We start from the raw sequence: 25,867 nt of genomic DNA, 5'->3' as shown, positions 1-25,867 counted from the left end.
ATGCAAATGTGGTAGCCGTTAGGTTTGCGTCGTCACGCTTTTTCTTTACCCCGTACGTGATCCAAACAGTAAACTTTGCTGTTTGTTAACAAATACCATCGCTGCCCTGGTGATTATGTTTGAACTGCAAAAGACAGGAGCACTACATGGCATTAACGACTTGTCCCTCGTGTAATAAAAAGACTTCAGATAAAGCCGATGCCTGCCCACATTGTGGCTTTGCTATTGGTAATGCTTCCTCTGAAGATATTGAGCGAAAACAAAGCCTGGTGAGATTCCAGAAACTACAAAGTATTCAAAATCAGTCATTGATCGCGATGCTGATTTTTGTTGCTGGGTTTGGTTTTATGTACTGGGGCGGCGCACGGCCCGGCGATATGCAACACAACATTGCAATTCTGGCGTCGATTATTGGCTTCGTCTGGTATGTAGTTAACCGTGTAAGAATACTGATCATTAAACGATTTAAATCATGAATTTAGAAGCAATACTTGCAGCAATGACTCCTGAGGTATATGCACGTCTTCGCCAGGCTGTTGAGACAGGAAAGTGGCCTGATGGTACGTCTTTAAGCGAAGAGCAAAAGGCGAACACGATGCATGCTGTCATGTTGTATCAGGCGAAAATTGAGCGCTCTACGGAGCATATGACAATTAACGCTGACGGTGAGATAGTGCATAAGCGTAAACAGGACTTTAAAAAAGAACTGGCAGACTCCCAGCATGCGGAGCATACAATAGCGCGGTTTAAACAGGATGATATTTAGTCGACTATTTACTCCGGCTTACAAAAGTCCGGAGCCGGTGAAACGTAAAGAGGCTATTAAAGCACTTAACACCGAAAAGCCAGAAGAGAAATCTGTCCTGCACGAGCTGGCATTTAACGACGCGGATCCGGACGTGAGCCTTGCGGCCCTGGAGAAACTGGACTCGTTTGCACTGTGGCAAAAAATGTCGCAAATCGCTGCTGTTGATAGAATTAAACGTGTCGCTATGCAACATGTGGAGCATGCGCTGTTCAGTGATGATCAGACGACTCTGACTGATACCGCACGTAAAGCTTATCTGCTGGAGTCTGCCGGTAGCGAATTGATTGTTCGTACCGTAGAGGCGCGACCAGATTTGCTTCATGATGTAGCGTTTACGGTTAGCTTGGCTGACCGAATGGCCAGACCTGCTTTTACCCAGCGCCTGTTGCTCAACGCTCGCGATCCTGAGTTAACAGAACGCCTGCTACAAGACACACAGGATACGGATTTACTACAGCGACTTAGCCGTAAATTTGAAGACTCTGCGTGCCTTGAAGTGGTCAATCGGCGGCTTGCGTCTTTGCGTGAAGCCCAAGAAAAGCCGGTACAACTTGAGAAGTCACTGACGCTCATCCTCTCCAAACTACAGGCATTAACGGACAAGTCCGATTTTGCGCTCATCAAGGAGGCGAGCACCAGTTTACGCGATGAGTATGAGCGAGGCTGGCGCGAACATCAATGCCTGACTGAGGTTCTTCAGCAGTCATTTAAAGAAAAATATCAGCGCATCAGTCACCAGGTTGACAGGCATCTTGAAAATATCCGCCCGCAGTGGGAGGCCCAACAGGCCGCCATTGCTGAACAGCAGCAAATCTCTGAAGCCCAGGCGTTGCTGAAGACCGCAACCTCTTCGGTAAATACGTTATACGAAAACCGGTTGTGTGAAGCTACGTTAAAAGATGTAGAGCGCGTTAGCCATGACGTCAGGGTGCTGGAAGAGAAAGCGGAAGCGTTGCAGCAACGTATTGGCGACACCCCAAATATTAAGCGGTTGCTTTCGGCTCAAAAAGAACTCACTGATAAACTCGACGCATTTTCAGCGCAGCAGCAATTAGCGTGTAAAGCAATGTCGATACTTGAAGAACTTGAAAAAATGTGTTCTGAAAGCGCTGATGGCAACACAACGGATACCTTTAAGGCGCTGTCTGCAAAATGGCGCGAGTTAAGCAGCCATCTCATCCATGTCCCTGCCGACTGGAAAGCACGCTGGCGTGAGAGTCAGCGCTTGGTGAAAGCGCAGGAGAATGAAGAACGAGCGCAGGTCGATCAGCGTATTAAGCAGTGCCGTAAACATATAAATGCAGTGATCAATTTAATTGATAAAGGTCGCTTTCGCGCAGCGATGGGGCGCTTCCAGAAACTGGATGAGCAGTATCAACAGCTCTCAGACAAAGAGCAGGCTACGCTATCACGGCGTTTTGAGCAGGTAAGGCAGGATGTTGAGCGTCTTGAAGGCTGGCAAAGCTATCTGGCCGCGCCACGTCGGCCTGCACTCATTGAGGAAGCAAGAGCATTAGCTGTATCTGAACCTGATAATATTGCACAGAGAGCCGAAGCTATTCGCTATCTCAGAAAGCAGTGGCAAAGTCTGAATGTGCCTGGTGCCGACGATCAGGAAGAGCAGGTTACATTCGATACCTTATTAGAGCAGGCATTTGTACCCTGTAGAGAACATTATGCGCAGCTTGAAGAGCAGCGTGAACAGGCGACGGCAGAACGTGCCGGGTTGGTTAGAGCTGCAGAAAATCTGGATGTCACTACAGCCCCTGCCAGTTTGAATCAGGAGTTGGACAAGTTAAAACAACAATGGCGACAGAGCGGGCAGGTTGATCAAAAAACGTATGAGCGGCTGAAACTGGCATTTGAGACGGCATTGAAGTCGGCACAAGACGCCATTGCCAACTGGCATCAGGAGAATCGCCAGAAAAAGCAGGAACTGGTAGAAAAAGCGCGAGTGTTGTCTGCCAGTGACGATGTGTTTGACGCTGCCGAGCAGGCACAAGCGCTGCAAAAACAGTGGAAAACAATAGAACATGCTGGCCGACGTTATGAAACACGTTTATGGCAGGCTTTCAAAGACGCTAACGATAACGTATTTGCAAAGCTCAAAACCGCCAGAGCACAGCAACGACATGACGACGATGCAGAACTAAATGCCTTTTTAACTCAGGCTGATGACGTGCGTCGGCAACTGCGTGCAGATAGCCTCGGTCACGGTTCACAGGCACTTGACGAACTGCAAGCAGCCGCAGAGACATTACCTCGAAGTGCAAAGGGGCAGGCTGAGAAAACCCTTAGTGGATTGCGTAAGGCGTTGCAGAGTGAGCAACAAAAACTCGTTAAAAATCGCAGCCGTAAGCGTTATCAGCTGCTATCTGATGCTATAAGTGAGTTAACAGAAAAACCACCATCCATGCTGAGTGATGAGGTGATCGGTGAGCTGGACAAACCCTGGCAGGATGCCTTGCGTAGTTCAGAGGCAGCAACGCGAGACCGACAGTGGTTAACAACTGCACTTGAGGTTATCCTCGATTTACCTTCACCGCAGGCAGATACCGAGCTTCGTAAGACAGTGCAACTTGCCTTGCTTACAGCAAAGCTGGAGCGCGGAGAATCCTGGGAGCAAGATGATTTGTTTGCGCAGTGGTTGTCTCATGGCCAAGTGAGCCAGCAAGAGCTGTCGCTAATTCCAAGAATTAATCAGTGCGTGGATACTCTTATCGCTGGCGGGAGAGGGTAAGCTGATATGGAAAATAGTGTTGAATATGTGTTTCCGTCAGAGAGCCAGGCATATCGGTTTCTTAATACAGTGAAGCATTTTGATGCAGAAGAATTAAAAGTAAAGTATGGGCGTAGCGATCGTTTTGTCGCTGTCAGATACCGCTATGCATTAGGGGAGTTTGATGCAACGCTGTCCAGGCTTGATGATTTGGCCAGGGAACTTGAAGGAGAAGAAGCGGCCTGAGTTTATCGGAACTTAAAATTGACGAGCGATAACTGGTTTGCTAGACACTGGCTCGCACAATGTGATTACGGCGCCGGTTAAGCCTTGGTGACTCTGTCGCGCCCTTGTTTTTTAGAGCGGTATAACGCACTGTCAGCTCGCCGGAATACGTCAGCAAAACTTTCATCAGCTTGACGCGTAGCCACTCCCAGGCTGGTTGTCAGTGCAAAGCCCAGATCAAGCTGCTTAATTTTCTTGTGAAGTCGCTCACTGATCTGTGCGGCTTCCTCATCTGCTGTATCTGGTAGCAATACCACAAACTCATCACCACCAAATCGCGCGAGCATGTCAGTCGGCCTCAGCTGCTGATTCGCTGCCAGACAAAGCTGCTTGAGCGCATCATCTCCGGCCTGGTGGCCATATGTATCGTTAATCTGTTTAAATTCATCGACGTCTATGATTATCAGGGATACCGGAAAGTCATACTGTTGCGCCTGCATAAAAACGCGATCGGCGTGATGATGCAGGTGTTCACGTGAAGCCGCAGAGGTCAGTGCATCCGTGCTGATGCGCCTTTTTAATTCGAAATTGTCCGCCACTAATTTCGGAAGTGCAACGCCGAATAACGCATTACTGGCAATCACAATAATTGCGAACTGGTAGACCATGATAAATTCGTCAAGCCCAAGTGCGGCGACCATAAAAGCAATTAAGAAGCTGCTGGTAGCCAGGCTGATAGCGTTAATAAAGGGGCTCTCCGTACAAGCAATCCACATATGGGCAATCGCCAGAAAGAAAATGGCAAAGGCGCTCTCCTGAGTCCCTAAACCATAGGCGAGGAGGGTAGAGCTCAATATGATCACCAGATTAACCAGTAGTTTCCAAACCACACTACCACTGTATTTGGCAGTATCGCTGTACAAATAAATCTTCAGTGAGAAGCGTGAGTCAGGGTACACGTATCGCAGCGCGGAGAGAAATACCGGCGTCATAACAACCACACCAGCTAAGTCACCAATCCAGAATGGGAACCAGGTATGACGGATATCACTGGCAGGCATCATACCAGTACTGCTTAGTGCGACCATAACCGCAATGGTTGCCAGTACGGAGCAAACCAGGGCGCTGAGCAAAAAGCTTAAAATAATAACCGGGAGCCGCCCTTTAAATTGGTTGGCTATAAAGCGAATCGCAGCGCAGCCGAGGTAATACGGAAGCAGGTGAGCAATCGAAAAAGCGAGCCCAGCGATCAGGGTTTGCGTGAAGGACAATTCCAGTTGATAGAAGTTTGTCGTCCAGAAGGTGATTGCTACGGCAGCAACCGTCAGGGGAAGTAGCGCAGCAGCACCTGCCAGTAGCAGGGCGGCATAAGTTAGTCCTGCAGCGGGAAACCATACACTGGCATGCGCCTCAAGTTCACCAAGACGCCCTAGCTGAAAGACCAGCAGCCAGAGTAGGCAGACTACCAGGCCCTGGCTCCACACAGAGGCGCTTAACATCCTGACCGATTTTCCCAGTGCGGTAAGCTCGCGTGCTGATTCCACTTCTACTTTACCCAGTACCTGCTAACAGCGTAAATTTAGTTTGCCATGAATGTGTGTTTCTTGCACGTTTAATGCTGCATTAACAGGAGATGCTTAACTCGTATCCTGCGTACTTTCTCATGTTAATCACACGATCGCCGTCCAGTAACCAATACTGGCCCTTAATTCCCTTTAGTATTCCCTCAAACTCGGGGTTTTTGTCCAGATTGATAGATTTTATCTTATCCGGATATTGCGCCACCGGGTAATGGATAGACAAAGGCTCGGCATTTACCTCAGAGATGGCCTGCAGCCCTTTTTCCTGCCTGAGAGCGTCAAGATCGTCTTTGATAGCATGCAAGATTTCATCACGCTTTGCCATGAGGTCTGCGCTGTCTGGCTCTCCTTTGAGCATCGTACGCCAGTTTGTTTTGTCAGCAATATGCTGCTTGCACAGCGTTTCTACCTCACCGCTAGTTAAGCGATCTTTGACCCGAAGAATCACCAGAGCCTGTGTTGCCCCCTGATCCATCCAGCGCGAAGATACGGTATCGGTTACATGCCTTGTAATGCCCACTTTCAGCGTACCGGTATTGGCAAGATAAACAAAGTGATCGGTAAGGCAATGTGCCTCTCCCCATTCAGGTTCACGGCACGTGCCCTCATGATAATGACACTGCTCAGGTTTGATAATACAGCTATCGCATTGGGCAAGCGTTATAAGGCAGCGATAACAATATCCCTGGTTAAAACTTTTTTTGGTTTTGTTGTTGCAGTGAACACAGTAAATATTGCCGGTATGACTGACTGCAATCTTTTCACCAATTAAGTCATTCATTGCTATCACATCATCCGCAACCGGCAGTTGATAAAAAACCTGATTCTGTTGTTTTGCCGATACACGCATCTTACGAATAGTGCCGGTGTGGGTCGTTGTCATGATTTACTCACTTAATTCACCGCGCAAATTAGCAACCAGTAATTGCTTTCTTTGCGCGAAGGACAAGGGTTTACTAAGAAGGTAATGCAGTTTTGCCAGTGCCGCTTCCGGCGTCATATCACTGCCGGAAAGAACGCCCGCTTCAAGCAGGCCGTGGCCAGTGGCATAACCGCCCATATTAACTCTGCCGCGCAGGCACTGGGTGCAATTTAATACGGGGATTTCCCGTTCGCGTGCGTAGTCTAACTGCTCCAGAAGTGCAGGGGTCTGAGGCGCATTTCCCACCCCATAACTGAGCAGGATTAGGGCATTAACCGGTTGCTGCAGGGTATTTTTCAATACCGCCGGCGAGATGCCCGGATAAAGGCTGACAAGTCCGATTGGCTGTGCTTTTACACCTGAAACAGACAGTGGCTTGGTTGAGGGTTTCGCCAGTTCTCCAGCTTTCAGGCGTATGTTAATGCCAGCTTCCAACAACGGCGGAAAGTTTGGGGATTCAAACGCATTGAACCCATCGGCATCGACTTTCCGGCTTCGATTACCACGTAGGAGACGGTTATTAAAAAACAGACCCACTTCAGCTATGGGGTAATTGGCCGCTATATACAACGCGTTCAAGAGATTGACTTGTCCGTCTGAACGTAATTCGGCAAGCGGTATCTGAGACCCGGTGACGATGACGGGTTTACTCAGGTCTTCCAGCATAAAGCTAAGCGCCGAGGCGGTGTATGCCATGGTATCGGTGCCGTGCAAAATGATAAAACCATCGTAGGTGTCATAATTTTCAGCAATGTCATCAGCAATTTGTTGCCAATGGGTTGGATCCATGTCTGAAGAGTCGATCAGATTGCTATATTCACGAAGGGTAAAGGCTGGCATTTCCGGACGGTGAAACTCAGGCATTGATGCCAGTGTATCGTTCAGGAAGCCTGCGGCAGGCACATAGCCCTGAGCAGAGGGTTTCATCCCAATTGTGCCACCGGTATAGGCTATGTAGATGTGTTTGCGCATGGTTATCTGCCGTACTTTTTGGCGCCATTGTATCAGGCCGTCGCGTGATGTCATCCATTCGCGTAAAAACCCTTGCATAAGCGAGAACAGCATGAAAACAATATCTTTATGAACATTCACCCTGAACCGGATATTGCTGAAACTTATGCGTATCTGTAAGCGTGAGAGTGGTGTGAGTTGATATAACAATGACAAAAACGAGATGAATTCTATGAAACTGCTGAAAAACATGACGCTGGCTACAACATTATTCGGACTGATATTGGTGAGCAGTTTGCCTGCTGTCGGCGAACAGAATGACGTGTTGTCGCTTAGAGAGCGAGCACAGCTCAGAGATACCATTGTAAACGACAGATTGACTACCATGTTACCGGCACTGATGCGTCGACAGGGCATTGATATGTGGATATTGATTGCCCGGGAATACAACGAGGATCCGGTTTTAAAAACTATGTTGCCTTCAGCGTGGGAGTCAGCACGCCGCCGCACCATGTTAGTTATTTTTGATGACGAAGTCCGTAACCGCACCGAATATCTGGCTGTAGCCAGATATAATGTCGGAGAGGTGTTTGAAAAAGCGTGGGATCCGGAAGAGCAGCCCGATCAATACGAAGCGCTGGCAGGGTTAATTAAACAAAGAAACCCTGAAAAAATTGGTATCAATCAGTCGTTACACTTTGGATTGGCAGATGGTCTTACACACACTGAATATACACTCTTAACGGCAGCGTTGGATACTTCACTGCGCTCGCGGCTGGTTAGTGCAGAGTATTTATCCGTTGCCTGGCTGGAAACCCGTACACCGAAGGAAATGGAAATTTATCCGACACTGGTAGCAAAAGGGCACGAGTTAATTGCCCGTGCTTTTTCTAACGAGGTCGTCACACCTGGCACAACAACGACAAAAGACATTGAATGGTGGCTAAAAGAACAGTCGCAGGCACTCAAGATGGACAACTGGTTTCACCCCAGCGTGTCTTTGCAGCGCCCGAACGCCTCAAAGGAAAACGATTTCAGTAGTAAAAGCGCAAGCACCGTAATCAGGCCGGGCGATTTACTGCATGTCGATTTTGGACTCACGTACCTGGGACTGAACTCTGATCAGCAGCAACATGCTTATGTGTTAAAGCCGGGAGAGACGCAGGCGCCTGCATCGCTGCGCGATGCGCTGGAGTCGGGTAATCGTCTTCAGGATATCCTCATGAGTCACTTCAAGCTTGGCAGAACGGGGAATGACATTCTGGCGATGTCAAGAAAGCAAGCAATAGAGGAAGGCATAGTACCTACTATCTATACGCATCCGATTGGCACGCACGGACATGCAGCAGGCACGACCATTGGAATGTGGGATTCTCAGTCAGGTGTTCCGGTGGATGGTGACTATCCGATGCAAAAAAATACTGCGTACTCCATTGAATTAAATGCCGCTGTCCCGGTACCTGACTGGGGAGGTGATATTCGTATTATGCTCGAAGAACAGGCTTTCTTTGACGGTGAGCGGGTGCAATATATGGACGGTAGACAGACGCATCTCCACCTTATTCAGTCTGAGTGAGAATGATATGCGCGAAGGGGCCTGGCAGCATGGAGTGCCCCCAAGAGCGCTAACAGCCATTTATGGAATGCGTGTCGAGCAACTTCATTCTTGGGAATTAGGCTTTTTCATCAGGACAAGAGACACAACGGATTGCTTGCGCCTGTTGCCTTTTTTATTGCTGTTGCTGAATAATGCGCTGTGAGCGCATTTGTCAGGAATCCTATGAATACTAACGATTTAGTAGTTACTCGCTCTCTTTTTTTCGGCATACTAGTAAAAAATAACGACAAAAGATTTACGTGGCGAAGTCAGATAAACAAGGATCATTAGTATGTGTGGGACCCGGTATGACGCTGGGTGCGCACATTACTCAGCGTTGTCGAAAGCTAATTGAAAATGCAGACGTTGTATTTACCAGCTGTCATCCAATCATGGAAGCATGGATAGCGCAGATGAATAAGGATGTCAGATCTTTACAGGGGCTGTATGCTGAAAACAAAGACAGGCGAATTACCTATCGCGAAATGCTGGATGCGATTATGCAGGAAGTTCGCAAAGAAAAGCAGGTAGTTGGTGCTTTCTACGGGCATCCTGGTGTTTTTGCCCGGGTGCCGCACCAGGCGGTAAAACAGTCACGCGCGGAAGGTTTTCGAGCCAGAATGGAGCCGGGTATTTCTGCGGAAGACTGCTTGTATGCTGACATGGGAATTGATCCCGGTGATTACGGGTGTCAGCATTATGAAGCGAGTCAGGTTGTTTTTTATGAGCGTCGGCTGGATCCCTCAGCCTACCTTGTTCTTTGGCAAATTGCGCTGGCTGGCGATATCAGTATTTCCAAACGCCTGAGTTCAGCAGAGGAGAGGAAGGTACTGATTCGCATTCTTAGCGAGCACTATCCGCTTACACACCGCGTCGCGCTTTATGAGTGTCCGACATTGATCACCGACAGAGTAAGGATTGACTGGATAAGGCTGGGCGACTTACCTGGGGCTGATTTGACGCCGGTAACAACGCTGGTGGTTCCGCCTGCAGTAAAAATGAAAGAAGCCAGGAATATAAAAGAAGAAATTATTGCGCTGAACCAGCAAGCTGTTGCGTCAGTGCAGCATTCGTACAGCGCTTTCCAAGGAGAACAAAAATGACCAGCAATACACTGGAATTATTAGACAAGCTGGGGCAAGAGGCATCATCAGCTGACGAAATATCACTTACCGATGAACAACGCCGTCAGATTGCGTCGTTAAAAGACGCTGCAGCAGAAATAAATGCGTCTATGACGATCAGTGAGCCGCACGATCCGAACGAACCGGTTCCTGAGCCAGATGATGAACCAGAGAAGCCGTCAATTGCTTAAGAACGTTGTATTGGTAGCGGCAACGCTGAGTTGCCTGTTCAGTTTCCCGTCAAGCGCAGAAAATGCGACATTGGATGAGATTGACGCAATGCGAATGTCTGATCCAAGCACTGCCAAAGCGCGTCTATCCACAGTGGAATACGAGAGGCTCAGCGATGAAGAAAAGCTGCATTATCGCTATCTTGACTCCTACTTTTTTGCCTTTAGCCATGGCCTTCCTGAGTCACTGGCTCGTTTCGATGATTTGTTGGATGATGCGATTGGCAGCCACGTTGAAGACAGACTGATGGTGACAATGCTGAGTCTGTCCGCATATTCCGGAGAATGGGCACAAAGCTTCACCTTGGCTGAAAAACTTGAAGACCGGCTGGACGGTATGACGGAACAGGACCGGATAAATACGATTCTGGGACTGATTGTTTTTTATCAGCGCGTTGATCAGTTTGACATGGCCATGTATTACATTTCTACATTGCTTAATTCCGACAATATTTCTCCGTCGGACCGGTGTTATGCCGTCACGCATAAAATGCAAATTGAGGAAGAGAAAAACGATGGCAGTCTCAATCAGCCTGCGTTAGAAAACGCTATTGCAGTCTGTAAAGCTGCGCAACATAAACTATTCCATGCCATCAATCACAATACGTTTCTGCTTCATCTGGTAAAAATTGAGGACGTCTATAAAGCCAAAGAAGTTGCCCGCGATACTGCTGCTCTTATCGACGATATTGGTCTGGACTTTACGCATCTGAAATCCTCTTTTACGGTTGGGAAAGCCAAGTTAGCATTACTGGAAGAGGACTGGGATAAAGCAAAAGCGCTGGCCTCTGAGGCACTGTCTATCGATACCGGTGGTAAGTATGAATCCGGTTTGATTGATTCACTGGAAGTCCTGGTGAAAGCAGAAAAAGCCACGGGTAACTTTGAGGCTGCAGTTGGCTATTTGGAAGATAAGCTGGCATTGAAAAAAGAGTTTCATTCCAGAGAGATCGCACAGTCTCTGGCACGCCAGGAAGCCAGATTTAAAATAGCGGAAGCGGAGTCCGCCATGGCACTGCTGGATAAAGAAAATAAGTTGGCAGAGGCGCGTGAAGAAAAACTCTACCTTGCATTATCGCTGGTTTCTCTGCTTCTGGCGGGGCTGATATTCTGGTCTTATCGGAGTCGGCGGGTACAGATCAAACTTCGCGAGCTGGCTCGCAAAGATTCGCTCACAGGCATCTTCAACCGCGGCTATTTTGAGGAGCGTGCGAAAAGGTTGCTTAGCCGAGCACAGCACCAAAATAACGTGGTAAGTATGGCATTGCTGGATCTTGATCACTTTAAGCAAATCAATGACACCTACGGCCATCAGATTGGTGATTGGGTGCTCAGAGAAGTTGTCCGAGCATTGTGCGACGCTTGTGACGACACGATGACACTGGGGCGCCTCGGCGGTGAAGAGTTTGGCATTGTAATAACGAACTGTAACGCGGAGCAGGGCCTTAATGTTGCCGAAGCGTGCCGCGCCGCGATAGAAAATATTTCTTCGCAGCCTACCGGTCACCGGTTCACGTTGACTGCCAGCTTTGGTGTAGCTGACACCTCGCAGGCAGGTTACAACTTTGAAAACTTATCCTCAGCGTGCGATCTGGCGTTGTATCAGTCCAAGCAATATGGGCGAAACCGTGTGTATGAATATGACAGTAAAATGAACCCAATCTAATGAGCTAACGTGAGCGCTGTGATGTGGGAATGTATTTTTGATATCTTGGATTACATTACGACTCTATCGCTATAAAAAAATCCCGCCTGAGCGGGATTTTTTATTGACGTTCTGGTGTATTGTTACTTCACTTCCTGGCCGGCGGCCTGCTGGTCAGCGTGGTAACTCGAGCGCACCATCGGGCCGCAGGCTGCATGGCTAAAGCCGATAGATTTCGCGTATTCACCCAGCGCATCGAACTCTTTAGGGTGGACATAGCGTTTTACCGGATAGTGATGCCGACTGGGTTGGAGATACTGTCCTAATGTCAGCATATCAACGCCATGCTCGCGCAAGTCACGCAACACGCCTTCAATTTCCTGATTTTCTTCGCCCATACCCATCATCAGTCCGGATTTGGTGCGAATGTCGGGATGCTGCGCTTTAAACTTCTTCAGTAAGTCCAGCGACCACTGATAGTTAGCACCAGGACGACATTCGCGATACAACCGCGGAATGGTCTCCAGGTTGTGATTAAACACATCCGGAACGCCTTGCTTGAAGATTTCCAGCGCGCGGTCCATTCTGCCGCGAAAATCCGGAACCAGCACTTCGATCGTGGTGTCCGGACTGTGCTCACGGATTGCATTAATACAGTCAACAAAGTGCTGCGCACCGCCATCGCGAAGATCGTCGCGATCAACAGAAGTAATGACCACATACCGTAATTTCATTTCGGCGATTGTGGTAGCCAGCTTAAGCGGCTCTTCTGCACTTGGCGGCAATGGCTTACCGTGAGCAACGTCACAGAACGGACAGCGACGGGTACACACATCGCCGAGGATCATAAAGGTAGCCGTACCATGATTAAAACATTCTGCGAGGTTAGGGCAGCTAGCCTCTTCACAAACTGAGTGCAGTTTATTTTTGCGCAACGTTTTTTTGATGTGATCGATACGGTCAGTTGTGCGCGGCAACTTAATTTTAATCCATTCCGGTTTACGCAGCATTTCCTCTTTTTCTGTAGGGACAATGGTGACCGGAATATGCTTAACTTTTTCGTCATCGCGGAGTTTAACTCCGGCTTTAGGTCGTGCGTTACTCATCAAAACCTTCTTTATGTAATGTGTTCCGGATAGCAAGCTCATCAAGGAGCTTATTAACCAGAGCAGGGCCTGCGTCGGCCAGTGAATCAACGGCACCTAGCCCGGCGGTATCAATCATTTCCATACCCGCGTATCCACAGGGGTTTATTCGCTGAAATGGTTCAAGATCCATATTAACATTTAGCGCCAGTCCATGAAATGAGCAGCCACGTCGAATGCGTAGGCCCAGTGAGCAGACTTTTTTTTCATCGACGTAGACGCCAGGCGCATCTTTTTTGGCGTAGGCTTCTATGCCGCTGTCTGCAAGTAAGGCGATAACGGCATTTTCCATCGCGGTCACCAAATGGCGCACGCCCAGCTTTCGGCGCTTAATATCCAGCATCAGGTACACAACTTGTTGGCCCGGTCCGTGGTAGGTGACTTGTCCACCGCGGTCTACCTGCACCACCGGGATATCACCCGGCATTAGAATATGTTCTGCCTTACCTGCCTGTCCCTGCGTAAAAACCGGATCATGCTCTACCAGCCAGATTTCATCTGTCACGGTCTCGTCACGGGTATCCGTCATGGCCTGCATCTTTTGCCAGACAGGTTCATAGCCCTGCCTGCCAAGCTGGCGAATGATCAGCACATCATCAACTGCTGTCACTTACAGGACAACCCTGACCAGTTCAATCTTTGCCAGCTCTTCATAAATGGTTTCCATATGTTCTTTGCTGGTAACGCGAACGCTGACAGAAACTGAGTGATAATTTCCTTTGCTGCTGGGCTTCACGGCTGGCGAGTAGTCACCTGGTGCATGTTCTTGTAAACAAGCGACGACCTGATCAGGTAAATCCTCATGGGCTACACCCATTACTTTAAAAGTCTGGTGTGTTGGAAATTCCAACAATTCATCAAAACGGGTATCCATCAGATATCCTTGGTAGAAACATAAAAACAAAAACGGCCGGATTATATCAAATCTGGCCGTCCCTGAACCAGAGCCTGTATCGCTTATGTATTCAAAATTGTACTAACAAATGAACACATGACCGCGGCGCTCTGCGAATGGTAAGCGGGGGAGTGTTAACCCTCGAAACCCAGCTGTAACAACAGCCAGTCCCAAATACGGGCAAAGAAACCACCTTCCTGAACTTCCTGTAGTGTCACCAGCGGGTAGGTTGCTACATCTTCACCCTCAAGCTGAATGTAAAGCGTACCCACCACCTGGCCTTTGGCAAGTGGCGCTTCGAGTTTCTGATCCAGTTCAAAATTGGCTTCGAGGTTCTTAGCCTGACCACGCGGAATGGTAATGGGGGTAGATTGATTAATTCCAAGGTCTACGGTTTCTCTGTCGCCCATATATATACGGTGCGCTACAAAGCTTTCACCGGCTTTGTAAGGGGTAACCGTTTCGTAAAAACGGAAGCCATATCGCAGCAGCTTTTTATTTTCGACTTTGCGGGCGCGCTCGCTGTCGGTGCCCATAACCACAGAAATTAAACGCATATCACCTTGTTCGGCAGAGGTGATCAGGCTGTATCCGGCATCAGAAGTATGACCGGTTTTGATACCATCTACGTTGAGGCTCTTATCCCATAATAAACTGTTGCGGTTATATTGCTTAATCCCGTTGTAGGTAAATTCTTTTTCACTGTAAATTTTGTACATGTCAGGCGTTTCTTCAATTAGCGCCTGAGAAAGGATGGCCATGTCGCGGGGCGATGTGTAATGGTCCGGGTCATGCAGACCGTGGCTGTTCACAAAGTGGCTGGCTGTCATACCCAGCGATTGCGCATGGGCATTCATCATGCTGGCAAATGCACTTTCAGAACCCGCAATATGCTCTGCCATGGCCACACAGGCATCATTGCCTGACTGTACGACAATCCCTCGCAGTAAGTCCGAAACTTTAACTTTCGTTCCCACCTCGATAAACATTTTCGATGAATCTGGAAACTTCTTCGCCCAGGCATTTTCCGAAATGGTCACATCGTCATTTAATGAGATATTTCCAGCCTGAAGCTCTTTACCAATCACATAAATAGTCATGATTTTTGTCAGGCTGGCTGGCGCTAATTGCATATCGGCATTTTGTTCGGCAATTAACTGACCGGTCTGGTAGTCCATCAGCACGAAGCCTTTGGCTGCAACACCAGGAGGTGGAGGCGTCACTACAGCCGCTGAAGCGGTAAATGTGAATATTGCCAGCAGTACAGAAAGCGTGGCAACGACGTGGGAGAAGGCAGTCTTTTTAGCGCAGTTTAATTTTTTGTACATGATTATTTTACTGTTCTACCGTAATACTAAAGGTTAGTGATGAGCGGGAATTCTAACGTAACCCCCGACTTTGGACTAGGCGAAACCCAAAAAGTTTAACTGAATGGCAGCAGAACGCGAGCATTTGACGTTGATGACCCGGATAAGTCAGCCAAACGCCATATTGCTGCCACAATTCCGGCTTTCATTAACGCATTCAACCGGGAACCCTGCCGTGAGTAAATTAACGCCATATTCAGCGACCCAGAGTCGTAACAGGAGTTACAACGCTTCTTCGACAGTATACGCGCCGGGATATCCATTCGTTTTTAGTTCATCAAGCAGCATTTTTACCTGAAAACGGTCACTTAGCGGTCCCAGCCTAAGTTTATAAATATTATCGACCAAAGGAATTTGTGCCGGCACCTGATAAAGTGAGGACAAAACCTGGGATATGGATTTCGCCCGTTCGATATCCGAGAGCGCTGCTACCTGAATAAAGGTGGCCGTTGAAGTTGCGTCAGCCTGATTGGTTTCCTTGGCAGGTATTAAACCGGCATACTCTTCGTAGGATACCGTAGGGTTTTTACCGACTGTCACATTATTATTTTCATCAAAATGGATAACTTCCAGTTTTACCCGCGTCGTACCATGTTGATGGTAGTCCAGTTTCATCGCCGCGGCATAAGACAAGTCGATAATACGGTTATCGTGGAACGGGCCGCGGTCATTAACTCTGACTATAGCGTGTTTGCCATTTTCCAGATTCGTCACTCTCACAAAGGATGGGAGTGGCAGCGTTTTGTGTGCGGCTGTCATGGCAAACATATTGTAGGTTTCGCCATTAGATGTAAGGTGGCCGTGAAATTTCTGGCCATACCAGGAGGCATGCCCGGTTTGCTCGAAGCCTTTACCATCCTGTAGTGGGAAATAACGTTTACCCAGCACTTCATAAGGACGGCTGTTATATTCGCGGTAGGGCTCGTACTTTGGCACGGCATCGATCATAGCCGGAGGCGCATGAACATGGGCGGGAGCCGAATCGTGACGTTGCTTATACCGGCCTTGTGGCGCGGTCTGACAACCGGTCAGCGCCAGGAAAAGAAGCGAAACGAAGAGAGTTAATCTGATCATTGCCGTGATAAAAACCGTTTCTGCGTACCAATTGCCATCAGAATGCCAAATCCTGCCATTAATGTCACCATGGAGGTGCCACCGTAGCTGATGAGGGGCAGGGGGACACCGACTACCGGCAGTAAGCCTGACACCATGCCCATATTAACAAAGACATACACAAAAAACGTCAGGGTAATGCTTCCGGCCAACAGTTTGCTGTATGCATCCTGCGCCCGCGCGGCGATGATCAGTCCTCGCAGTATGATAAATAAGTAGATAGCCAGCAAACCCAGCACGCCCAATAAGCCAAATTCTTCACTGAATACCGCAAAAATGAAGTCGGTATGCCGTTCGGGGAGAAATTCAAGTTGTGACTGTGTTCCCTGCAACCAGCCTTTGCCGTCAACGCCGCCCGACCCAATCGCAATTTTTGACTGGATGATGTGGTAGCCGGCACCAAGCGGATCACTCTCCGGGTTCAGGAATGTCGTTACCCGTTGTTTCTGGTATTCCTGCATAAGGAAAAACCACATAATAGGCGCAAAAGCGCCGATAGCCACAGCCACCAGGCCGATTAGCTTCCAGCTCATGCCAGCAAGGAAAATCGCAAACACTCCCGAACTTGCGATCAGGAGTGATGTTCCGAGGTCTGGTTGCTTAGCGATTAAGATAGTTGGCACCACCACCAGCGCAAAGCCGGTTCCTATCTGCAGAATTTTCGGCGGTAACGTAAATTTGCTGATATACCACGCCACCATCATGGGAACCGCCAGCTTCATAAGCTCTGATGGCTGAAAGCGGATGAAACCCAGATCGAGCCAGCGCTGCGCCCCTTTACCGATATCACCGAATACCAGTACTGCTATCAGCATTAGCAAGCCGACGACATAGGCGTAGATAGACAAGCGGCGGTAAGCCATTGGCGGAATCTGAGCCATACCCACCATGACAATAATCGCGACACCCAGGCGAGTGTACTGGCGTTCCATCTGGCCCGGATCCTGCCCGGAGGCAGAATAAAGCGTGATCAGCCCCACCGCCATCAGTGCAAGCAGCCCCAGGAACAAAACGCCATCGATGTGGATGCGCTGTAGAAAGCTACTCTGATTAGCTTTTAACGTATTCTTTTTCATTCGCTCACATCTGCTGTGGAAGGTGTGTCATCAAGTACAGGAGCCGGTTGAATAAATTCGCGGTCACGAAAATAAAAGTCCATCATCTGGCGGGCGACTGGCGCAGCATGTGAGCTACCTCCACCGGCGTTTTCTACCACAACGGTAATTGATATTTCAGGATCGTCAAAGGGCGCAAAGCCCACGTACAACGCATTGTCCCTCAGGCGCTCATCGACTTCATCCTCTTCGTATTTCTCATTTTGTCCAATGGAAAACAGCTGTGCCGTACCGGTTTTCCCCGCCGATTCATAGGCAGTGTCTTTGAAGGCGTGACGAGCTGTGCCTTCTTCGCCATGAACCACGTCGTGCATAGCATCTAATACAATATCCCAGTTTTTGGGTTCAGAGATTTGCAGCGGACGCAGGGATTTGAGCGGCTCCAGCTCTACCTGCCCCTGCTCGTAACGGAAACCACGAAGTAGTTGTGGTACGTAGCGTTCACCACGGTTTACGAGCGTATTGACAGAGTGACTTAGCTGAATCGGCGTCGCCGTCCAGAAACTTTGCCCGATACCAACGGGGATAGTGTCACCAATGTACCAGGGTTGATTGAACCTGGCTTTTTTCCAGCCCCGGCTAGGCATGTTGGCGTCAGACTCTTCATACAGATCAATGCCGGTGAATTCACCGAATCCGAATTCAAACATGGCTTCACTGATTTTATCGATACCTAACTGATAAGCCAGATCATAATAAAAGGTATCGCAGGACACCTCTATTGCCTTGCTGACATTCACTTTGCCGTGTCCCCAGCGCTTCCAGTCACGCCATACATGGCTGACATTCGGGAGCCGATACCTGCCGGTATCATTTATCGTCGTATCAATATCGATAACATCCTGCTCAAGACCGAGCAGGGCCAGGTGAGGCTTAATGGTTGATGCCGGCGAGTATTGTCCCTGCGTGGCGCGGTTTATCAGCGGACGATCCGGCGAATTGAGCAGTGCGGCGTAATTTTTTCTGCTGATGCCATGTACAAACAGGTTGGGATCGTAACTGGGGCTTGAATACATGGCCAGCACACCGCCGGTATCGGTTGACGTTACCACAATGGTGCCACGGTCGCCGTCAAGTGCTTCCTGTGCGGCAAGTTGCATTTCAATATCAATATTGAGTACCAGATCTTTACCCGGCACCGGTGGATCCGTACTTAACACCCGAATAATTCTGCCCTGGTTGTTTACCTCCACCTGCTGATAGCCAACGCTGCCGTGAAGCAGATCTTCATGGTACTTTTCGATCCCCAGTTTGCCGATATCGTGAGTGGCGGCATAATTGGCTTCCTGGCCAGCCTCGACCAGCTTTTGCAAATCTTTTTTATTGATTTTTGCCACGTAGCCAAGCACATGGGTAAGCGCTTCCTTGAACGGATAATGGCGGGATAATCTGGCTTCTATAGACACACCCGGAAAGCGATGCTGCTGCGCAGAGAACAGCGCCACTTCTTCTTCGGTTAATTGTGTGCGAAGCGCAACGGGCTTAAAGCGACGTTGCCCGCGAAGTGTGGAATAAAACGACTCTTTTTCTTCCTCTGTGATGGACATCAGCGTGGTCAGCGCCTCCATGGTCTCATCCAGGTTATCAATTTGCTCGGGTATTACTTCCAGGCTGAATACGGGGCGGTTTTCCGCCAGCAAAACGCCGTTTCGATCATAAATAAGGCCACGATTCGGCGCAATCGGCAGAACTTTAATCCGGTTTCCGTTCGAGCGGGTCTGATAATCATCATGTTGCTTTACCTGCAGCACGTAGAGGTTGCTAAGGACAACGCCAAGCATGACTACAACAATCAGAAACGCAATCGTTGCTCGGCGGGCAAAAAGGTTGGCCTCGGCGCTGTGATCTCTGATTAACTGGCGTTTTGCTGGCATGAGTTATTCCCGGTGATATGGGTGGTTCTGAGTTACAGACCATGCACGGTACAAGCTCTCTGCCACGATGATTCTGACTAACGGGTGAGGGAGGGTGAGAGCGGAAAGTGACCATTTCTGCTCTGATGCTGCAATGCAGTCAGGTGCCAGGCCCTCGGGGCCACCAATCAGCAAACTGACGTCTCTGCCATCCATTTTCCAGCTTTCCAGTTGCGTTGCGAGCGTCGGGGTATCCCAAGATTTACCAGTGACCTCCAGAGTGACAATGCGGTTGCCTTTAGGAACAGCGGCCAGCATTTGCTCTCCCTCTTTTTGCAAGATCCGGGGAATATCGGCGTTTTTGCCACGTTTTCCCGCCACAATTTCGGTAAATGCCACAGGTAAATCGGAAGGAAACCGGCGAATAAATTCGTCAGTTCCCTGAGCGACCCAGGCGGGCATTTTGGTTCCTACTGCTACGATTTGGATTCGCAAGGTACAACCGTCCTGTTCTGCTATTGAGACGTTAACAAAAAGAGAGAAGGGGGGCTTAAGACCAGAGCTTTTCCAACTGGTAGAAATCGCGGGTCTCATCCTGCATAACATGCACAATAACATCCCCTAAATCAACCAGAACCCACTCACCGGACTCTTTACCTTCGACATTGCTTGCAGGATGACCTTCCTGTTTCGCTTTTACCATGACATTTTCGGCAATGGATATCACATGGCGCTTTGAGTTTCCTGAACAGATTACCATGGTATCGGTAATCGTTGATTTTCCTTTTACATCAAGCGCTACGACGTCGCGCCCTTTCATATCGTCGATTTTGTCAATCACGAACTGTTTGAGTTGTAGACTCTCCAAAAGTTCTCCTCGTGTTACTCGGTTATTTGATAAAGATGATGTTTATAAATATAGTCGATGACCTGTGGCTCAAGCCATTCTTTTGCCAAAGCCGGTATCTCGTTACTTGTTGTACCTGCCATCGCTTCGCGTAACGCAGTTGACGAAACCGGGTGCAGCGTTGTATCGGCAAAATAAATACTGCCACCGGGTTTATCCGCCATGTTGTCGGGCACATATTCTCTGCGCGCGTTAACGAACGCAGTCAACTCAGCAGACAGTGAAACGTCATCATCTGCGCGCCTCATCACAACGAGGTGACAGTATTCTGTAAGCTGTTGCCATGCATGCCAGGACGGCAGATTATACAGCGAATCGTATCCAATCAAAAAATAAACTGTCGAATCAGGTTGCTGGCGGCGCAATTCGCGGAGGGTTTGCACGGTATAGGATGGCGACGGTAGCGAAAGTTCAATAAGTTCAGCATACAGCGACGCTGATTGCCGGCACACGGCCTGAACCATCTCTATGCGGTGGTTTTCCTCAACGCCGTTTACAGACTTATGCGGAGGGAGTTTGCACGGCATTAGCCCAAGACGGCTAACGCCAATGTCTTTTATGGCTTCCAGTGCGGGGCCAATATGGCCTTTGTGCGGCGGATTAAACGTGCCGCCAAGTAGTGCCACAGGTTGTTTATGCATCATGACCGACAAGTAAAGGTAAATGCGTTAGCGGCACGCCGAGAAATAACATGCACAGGTGGCATAATTTTATAAACGGTCTGGCAATGGTTTGCTGCTTGAACTGAAAATCGGCCAGCTGCAATTGCTCGCGAATATGGCTGAGGTTTTCCAAGGTCAGTCGGGACAGTGCAGCCTGGTAAAATCCCTGACGATTGCGCCATATACCGTGGCGTTGCCACTGCACGGTCTCACCGTTTTGCTGTTGCTGCTTTAACGTCCACAGGGTTTGCCATTCACGGATCAGTGCCCATATCAGGATGTTAGGTTCAATCCCTTCGCTTTCGAGGCGATAAAGCATTTTTACGCAGCGTTGTTGCTCACCGTTTAGCATCACATCGATGAGTTGGAAAACATTAAAGCGCGATTGATCTACCATCGCGGCTTCCAGTTGTGACTCATCAATGCTGGCGGCAGGGTAGAGCAACGATAATTTATCAATTTCCTGCTTTGCTGCCAGCAGGTTGCCTTCACAAAACTCCGCGATAAGACGAATGCCCGCTGGTGACACACGTAACTGATGATGCGTAAGCTGTTCCTGGATCCAGCTATGAAGTTGTTTACCTTCCAGCGGATAACACAGACTGTGAACACCAATCGCATCCAGAACTTTGAACCATTTTCCCTTCTGAACATCTTTGCCAATGCGCGGGCCGTGCACCAGCAGCAGCGTATCGCTGCTGAGACCGCTGGCAACTTCCTGTAATACTTTGCTGCCTTCTGTACCGGGTTTACCCGTTGGCAACTCCAGTTCAATCAGTTTTTTATCTGAAAACAAGGACATCGCCTGAGTAGCATCAAGAAGTTGATTCCAGCTGAACTCTTTGTCAGCGACCAGCACCGTTCGCTCATCAAAGCCGGCCTCGCGGGCTCGATCGCGAATGCGCTGGATCATATCGAATTTCTGCTGTGGCTCGTCACCAAAGATGAGGTAGCAGGGCTTTAACCCTGACTGTAATTCCTGAGCGAAACGGTTTGGGTACACCTGCATGGCGCTATTCAACCACCGTCATGGTCCGCGGTGCCTGACTGGGAAGTCGCCGGATGATTCTGTCTGCCGCTTCCTCGCGCATTTCCTGAAGTACCAGTTCAAGCTCGCGGGATTTGGCCAGTACCTGATCCGGATCATCCTGATAATCCCTGAGTACTTCAAAGTAAACGCTGACGGCTTCAGCATCCGGAAATTGCACCACATACTTTACGCCGTAAATCAGTTCGTATTCTGCGACCTGGCCCGTGGGGTAAACAGATAACAACCGGCGCTCCAGTGACTCTGGCAAAATACGCACCAGTACCGTGTTATCAGTGTTTTGTAATTCGCTCTCCCGAATACCGTTGATATCGTAGACATCAAGACGAGCGAGCAAAGTCCTGGCAAGGGGAGAGTGAGCACGCACGGAGCTCACTGCAACCTGATTTACGGTTTCAGGCAGGGCCTGACTTCCCCGTAGCTGAAATCCGCAACCTGCAATTAGCAGGCTGCAGAATAAGGGAATAAGCAATAAGCGGTTCATTAATTAGCAACAATATTGACAAGTTTACCGGGCACAACGATAACCTTGCGGATTGTTTTGCCTTCGGTGAATTGCTCGACATTAGGCTGTGTTCTGGCGATGTTTTCTACTTCTTCTTTCGAAGCATCCGCTGCAACCGTAATCTTGGCGCGCAGCTTTCCATTCACCTGAACGATAATAAGCTTTTCGTCTTCAACCAGCGCCGCTTTATCCGCTTGCGGCCACGCGACATGCTCGATATCTTCATCATGGCCTAGTGCTTTCCAAAGCTCATGGCTTAAGTGCGGAGTAATAGGGTTAAGGATAAGCAATACACTTTCAATCGCTTCTCGCATCAGTGCCACATCCTGAGCCGATTCCTGAGGCGCTTTTTGCAGATGATTTAACAGCTCCATGACTGCTGCCACGGCGGTGTTGAAGGTTTGTCTGCGGCCAAGATCATCAGACACTTTGTCAATGGTTTTATGCACTTCACGACGCAGTGTTTGCTGCTCTTTCGTGAGAGATGATACGTCGAGCGCCTCTGGTGCCCCTTTTTCAATATGCTCCTGAGTCAGCTTCCACACTCGGCGAAGGAAGCGGTTAGCGCCTTCTACGCCAGAATCTACCCATTCCAGAGTTTGTTCCGGTGGCGCAGCAAACATGGTAAACAGACGCACTGTATCTGCGCCGTACTGCTCAATAACCTGCTGTGGATCGATACCATTATTTTTTGATTTCGACATTTTGGTCATGCCGCCGTGTTCTACCGGCTGACCATCAGCTTTAAGCCACGCTTTAGTGATGCGGCCTTTGTCGTCTTTTTCCGTTTCTACGTCAGCAGGGGAGTACCAGGTTTTTTTGCCGGTCGAATCTTCACGATAGTAAGAGTCTGCCAGTACCATGCCCTGACATAACAAGCGCTTGTAAGGTTCGTCAGATTCCACTAAGCCTTCATCACGAAGAAGCTTGTGGAAGAAACGGGAATACAACAGGTGCAGGATTGCATGCTCAATGCCTCCGATATACTGATCCACCGGTAGCCAGTAGTTCGCTTGTGCAGGGTCGAGCATAGCTTCCTGATTTTGTGCACAGGCATAACGCGCATAATACCAGGATGACTCCATAAACGTATCAAAGGTATCGGTTTCACGCAGCGCATTCTGACCGTTGTAAGTGGTTTTTGCCCACTCAGGATCTGCTTTGATTGGTGAGGTGACGCCATTCATTTCGACATCTTCTGGCAGTACAACAGGTAACTCAGCCTCCGGCACAGGAACGGATTCACCATTCTCCAGTTTCAGCATCGGAATGGGCGCGCCCCAGTAACGTTGACGACTTACTCCCCAATCACGCAACCGGTAATTTACCTTGCGCGTACCGCGTCCGATACTTTCCAGCTTGGCTGCGATCTGATCAAAGGCCGCTTCAAAGGCCAGGCCGTCAAACTCTGAGGAGTTAACCAGAACACCTTTTTCAGTGTAAGCGGAAGCGGTGAGGTCACAGTCTTCCTGAGCATCATCTGATGGCGCAACTACTTGCTGGATCGTCAGCCCATATTTAGTCGCAAACTCCCAGTCACGTTGGTCGTGGCCAGGCACTGCCATAACGGCACCAGAGCCATAATCCATTAACACGAAATTGGCTACCCAAACTGGCACTTGCTCGCCGGTTAACGGATGTACCGCATAAAGGCCGGTTGCACAGCCCTTTTTCTCCATGGTAGCGAGCTCAGCTTCAGCTACCTTGGTATTTTTACAGTCATCGATAAACGCCGCGAGTTCAGGATTTTGTTGGGCAGCAAATTCGGCAATTGGGTGCTGAGCAGCAACGGCCACATATGTCACGCCGTATAGCGTATCCGGACGGGTGGTGTACACCGTCATGTTGGCAACGTCACCCGCCGCCTCTGCCAGATCAAAGGTTATTTCCACGCCTTCAGAGCGTCCAATCCAGTTCGCCTGCATGGCACGGACCTGATCAGGCCAGTCTTCCAGTTGCTCTAAATCTTGCAGTAATTCTTCGGCATAAGCCGTAATTTTGATAAACCACTGGGGAATTTCTTTCTGCTCAACCAGCGCACCAGAGCGCCAGCCGCGACCATCTATGACCTGTTCATTTGCCAGCACGGTCTGATCCACCGGGTCCCAGTTAACCGTCGCGTTCTTTTTATATACCAGGCCTTTCTCATAAAGGCGGGTAAAGAACCACTGCTCCCAGCGGTAGTAATCGGATTTACAGGTAGTAACCTCGCGATCCCAGTCATAGCCAAATCCCAGAGATTTAAGCTGAGACTTCATATACTCGATATTGGCGTAAGTCCATTTGGCCGGCGCGGTGTTGTTGTTTATAGCAGCATTTTCAGCCGGCAAGCCGAATGCGTCCCACCCCATGGGTTGCAGTACATTTTTACCCTGCATACGCTGAAAACGGCTGATAACATCACCAATGGTGTAGTTACGCACATGGCCCATGTGTAATCGACCACTTGGGTAGGGGAACATTGAGAGACAGTAAAATGACTCTTTTTCTGGCTGTTCGACGGCTTTAAAAGACTGATTATCTTCCCAATACTGCTGAACCTGTTGTTCTATTTCTTTGGGGTTATACTGTTTTTCGGCCATGAAAATCGGGCTTCCGCAAAATGTGAGTGAGTAAAAAGCTGATGCACGCGGGGCACAATTGCCATTGCCGTCTTACTGCATGCAAGTGATCTTGTATTTAGCCGTATAGAATACCCCACCGCAACCAGAGCGCTCAATAGCTTGCGACTATTTGTTCAGAAAAAGTCTGTTCACTGGCGAATTATTCATCATTGCTTTTGGATAAGTAGGTAATCAGCCCCCCTAGCTGGAGCGACTGCACCTGATCGACTACAGGAGCAAAGTCAACGAATCCATCTGGCGGCGCGTAGCCATGTACCTTATAGGTTAGTGTAACGCGGGTACCGCTGCCTTCGGGGATAAGTTTCCATGTCAGGGCGCCATTCACACCCATTCCCTGTAGTGGCCCCAATCCCCCTGTCATTATCAGGGTAGTAGGGGAGTTCACAAGAGAAATGCGCATATGTTCAGCGCTGTTATCGCCTGCACGTTCGCAAAAACACCCTCCGGCAGATGTATCGATAGTGAAGGTGCCTTGCCACCAACTGTGATCTTTCGGCCACCACTTATCGACATCGCTTACCAGTGCCCGCCAGGTTGACTGTGGGTCAGCTGACGTGACCTGGCTATTTTCGATAATAAAACCGCTCGCAGAGGCGTGTGTTACTTCCGCCTGTACAGGGGAGATTACCAGACAGAACGCGCAAACCCGCAAACTGCCATTCAGAAAAGAGTTCATAATTCTGAAGCTACCGGAAAAATAAATATCGAGACTAGTACGCAGATTAGGCAATTACAAGCATAAGCGTTTGACAGGACTTGCGAATCAAGTTTCACTTAACAGCAGTGATAATCTGACTTATGTGAACGTATTCGTGTCACTGGTATCACTTCC

25 protein-coding genes are annotated in these 25,867 nt (G+C 49.1%); 8 read left to right on the top strand and 17 right to left on the bottom strand.

The annotated features are described in order from the left end of the window. Window positions 1-146 precede the first annotated feature (146 nt). The 4 genes from ACLBLI_RS11000 to ACLBLI_RS10985 are packed head-to-tail and all read left to right on the top strand — an operon-like array spanning window position 147 to window position 3,773. Window positions 147-476 carry a hypothetical protein gene (locus tag ACLBLI_RS11000; protein ID WP_414827659.1) on the top strand — a complete coding sequence of 110 codons (330 nt, stop codon included), beginning with the start codon at window positions 147-149 and terminating at the stop codon, window positions 474-476. Continuing rightward, window positions 473-766, top strand: a complete 294-nt coding sequence (locus tag ACLBLI_RS10995; RefSeq protein WP_414827658.1) for a YeaC family protein — start codon at window positions 473-475, stop codon at window positions 764-766. The genes ACLBLI_RS11000 and ACLBLI_RS10995 overlap by 4 nt, the downstream gene beginning before the upstream one ends. Further along, complete coding sequence (locus ACLBLI_RS10990; RefSeq protein WP_414827657.1) at window positions 756-3,548, top strand: DUF349 domain-containing protein; 2,793 nt, start codon at window positions 756-758, stop codon at window positions 3,546-3,548. The genes ACLBLI_RS10995 and ACLBLI_RS10990 overlap by 11 nt, the downstream gene beginning before the upstream one ends. 6 nt (window positions 3,549-3,554) lie before the next feature. Further along, on the top strand, window positions 3,555-3,773 hold the full coding sequence (locus ACLBLI_RS10985; RefSeq protein ID WP_414827656.1) for a hypothetical protein: 219 nt from the start codon (window positions 3,555-3,557) through the stop codon (window positions 3,771-3,773). A gap of 77 nt (window positions 3,774-3,850) precedes the next feature. Here ACLBLI_RS10985 and ACLBLI_RS10980 read toward each other — a convergent pair whose 3' ends face one another. From ACLBLI_RS10980 to ansA, 3 genes are all read right to left on the bottom strand, one after another. Continuing rightward, on the bottom strand, window positions 3,851-5,296 hold the full coding sequence (locus ACLBLI_RS10980) for a diguanylate cyclase (protein WP_414827655.1): 1,446 nt from the start codon (window positions 5,294-5,296) through the stop codon (window positions 3,851-3,853). A gap of 79 nt (window positions 5,297-5,375) precedes the next feature. After that, window positions 5,376-6,215: a DUF2797 domain-containing protein gene (locus tag ACLBLI_RS10975; RefSeq protein ID WP_414827654.1), complete on the bottom strand. Its 840-nt coding sequence runs from the start codon at window positions 6,213-6,215 to the stop codon at window positions 5,376-5,378. Window positions 6,216-6,218: 3 nt separating this feature from the next. Beyond that, window positions 6,219-7,226, bottom strand: coding sequence for an asparaginase (gene ansA, locus ACLBLI_RS10970; RefSeq protein WP_414827653.1), 1,008 nt, complete (start codon window positions 7,224-7,226; stop codon window positions 6,219-6,221). A 211-nt stretch (window positions 7,227-7,437) separates the two neighbouring features. Here ansA and ACLBLI_RS10965 point away from each other — a divergent pair, with 211 nt between their 5' ends. The 4 genes from ACLBLI_RS10965 (at window position 7,438) to ACLBLI_RS10950 (ending at window position 11,822) form a co-directional block, all read left to right on the top strand. After that, entirely contained in the window at window positions 7,438-8,781 is a 1,344-nt protein-coding gene (locus ACLBLI_RS10965) for a M24 family metallopeptidase (protein ID WP_414827652.1), read from the top strand. A gap of 281 nt (window positions 8,782-9,062) precedes the next feature. Beyond that, entirely contained in the window at window positions 9,063-9,905 is an 843-nt protein-coding gene (locus ACLBLI_RS10960; protein ID WP_414827651.1) for an SAM-dependent methyltransferase, read from the top strand. After that, the gene (locus ACLBLI_RS10955; RefSeq protein WP_414827650.1) at window positions 9,902-10,117 is read left to right on the top strand and encodes a hypothetical protein; all 216 of its coding nucleotides are present in this window, start codon (window positions 9,902-9,904) and stop codon (window positions 10,115-10,117) included. Before ACLBLI_RS10960 ends, ACLBLI_RS10955 begins: the two co-directional genes overlap by 4 nt. Then, entirely contained in the window at window positions 10,110-11,822 is a 1,713-nt protein-coding gene (locus tag ACLBLI_RS10950) for a diguanylate cyclase (RefSeq protein ID WP_414827649.1), read from the top strand. Before ACLBLI_RS10955 ends, ACLBLI_RS10950 begins: the two co-directional genes overlap by 8 nt. Window positions 11,823-11,944: 122 nt before the next feature. Here the strand turns inward: ACLBLI_RS10950 and lipA are convergent, their stop codons facing one another. The 14 genes from lipA to ACLBLI_RS10880 form a co-directional block, all read right to left on the bottom strand. Then, window positions 11,945-12,907 (bottom strand): lipoyl synthase, encoded by a 963-nt coding sequence (lipA, locus tag ACLBLI_RS10945; protein ID WP_414827648.1) that lies wholly within the window; start codon window positions 12,905-12,907, stop codon window positions 11,945-11,947. Further along, complete coding sequence (gene lipB, locus ACLBLI_RS10940) at window positions 12,900-13,484, bottom strand: lipoyl(octanoyl) transferase LipB (protein ID WP_414830954.1); 585 nt, start codon at window positions 13,482-13,484, stop codon at window positions 12,900-12,902. The genes lipA and lipB overlap by 8 nt, the downstream gene beginning before the upstream one ends. Before the next feature lie 72 nt (window positions 13,485-13,556). Then, window positions 13,557-13,823, bottom strand: a complete 267-nt coding sequence (gene ybeD / locus ACLBLI_RS10935) for a DUF493 family protein YbeD (protein ID WP_414830953.1) — start codon at window positions 13,821-13,823, stop codon at window positions 13,557-13,559. 152 nt (window positions 13,824-13,975) lie between these two features. After that, the gene (locus tag ACLBLI_RS10930; RefSeq protein ID WP_414827647.1) at window positions 13,976-15,169 is read right to left on the bottom strand and encodes a serine hydrolase; all 1,194 of its coding nucleotides are present in this window, start codon (window positions 15,167-15,169) and stop codon (window positions 13,976-13,978) included. 261 nt (window positions 15,170-15,430) lie between these two features. Next, on the bottom strand, window positions 15,431-16,282 hold the full coding sequence (locus ACLBLI_RS10925) for a septal ring lytic transglycosylase RlpA family protein (protein WP_414827646.1): 852 nt from the start codon (window positions 16,280-16,282) through the stop codon (window positions 15,431-15,433). Further along, window positions 16,279-17,397, bottom strand: coding sequence for a rod shape-determining protein RodA (rodA, locus tag ACLBLI_RS10920; protein WP_414827645.1), 1,119 nt, complete (start codon window positions 17,395-17,397; stop codon window positions 16,279-16,281). The genes ACLBLI_RS10925 and rodA overlap by 4 nt, the downstream gene beginning before the upstream one ends. Further along, window positions 17,394-19,310, bottom strand: a complete 1,917-nt coding sequence (gene mrdA, locus ACLBLI_RS10915; RefSeq protein ID WP_414827644.1) for a penicillin-binding protein 2 — start codon at window positions 19,308-19,310, stop codon at window positions 17,394-17,396. Before mrdA ends, rodA begins: the two co-directional genes overlap by 4 nt. Before the next feature lie 3 nt (window positions 19,311-19,313). Continuing rightward, on the bottom strand, window positions 19,314-19,784 hold the full coding sequence (gene rlmH, locus ACLBLI_RS10910) for a 23S rRNA (pseudouridine(1915)-N(3))-methyltransferase RlmH (protein ID WP_414827643.1): 471 nt from the start codon (window positions 19,782-19,784) through the stop codon (window positions 19,314-19,316). Between the two features lie 55 nt (window positions 19,785-19,839). Further along, the gene (gene rsfS, locus ACLBLI_RS10905) at window positions 19,840-20,157 is read right to left on the bottom strand and encodes a ribosome silencing factor (protein WP_414827642.1); all 318 of its coding nucleotides are present in this window, start codon (window positions 20,155-20,157) and stop codon (window positions 19,840-19,842) included. 14 nt (window positions 20,158-20,171) lie between these two features. Next, on the bottom strand, window positions 20,172-20,840 hold the full coding sequence (gene nadD, locus ACLBLI_RS10900) for a nicotinate (nicotinamide) nucleotide adenylyltransferase (RefSeq protein ID WP_414827641.1): 669 nt from the start codon (window positions 20,838-20,840) through the stop codon (window positions 20,172-20,174). Continuing rightward, entirely contained in the window at window positions 20,830-21,867 is a 1,038-nt protein-coding gene (gene holA, locus ACLBLI_RS10895; protein ID WP_414827640.1) for a DNA polymerase III subunit delta, read from the bottom strand. Before holA ends, nadD begins: the two co-directional genes overlap by 11 nt. A gap of 4 nt (window positions 21,868-21,871) precedes the next feature. Continuing rightward, a complete protein-coding gene (lptE, locus tag ACLBLI_RS10890) occupies window positions 21,872-22,390 on the bottom strand; it encodes an LPS assembly lipoprotein LptE (RefSeq protein ID WP_414827639.1) in 519 nt (172 codons plus the stop codon). Further along, window positions 22,390-24,993 carry a leucine--tRNA ligase gene (leuS, locus tag ACLBLI_RS10885; protein ID WP_414827638.1) on the bottom strand — a complete coding sequence of 868 codons (2,604 nt, stop codon included), beginning with the start codon at window positions 24,991-24,993 and terminating at the stop codon, window positions 22,390-22,392. Before leuS ends, lptE begins: the two co-directional genes overlap by 1 nt. 181 nt (window positions 24,994-25,174) lie before the next feature. Next, window positions 25,175-25,711 carry an SRPBCC domain-containing protein gene (locus ACLBLI_RS10880; RefSeq protein ID WP_414827637.1) on the bottom strand — a complete coding sequence of 179 codons (537 nt, stop codon included), beginning with the start codon at window positions 25,709-25,711 and terminating at the stop codon, window positions 25,175-25,177. Between the last annotated feature and the right edge of the window lie 156 nt (window positions 25,712-25,867).

The sequence above is a fragment of the Alteromonas sp. H39 genome (assembly GCF_047556435.1).
Lineage (GTDB): Bacteria > Pseudomonadota > Gammaproteobacteria > Enterobacterales > Alteromonadaceae > Alteromonas.
This window is presented reverse-complemented; position numbering and strand designations above follow the sequence as displayed.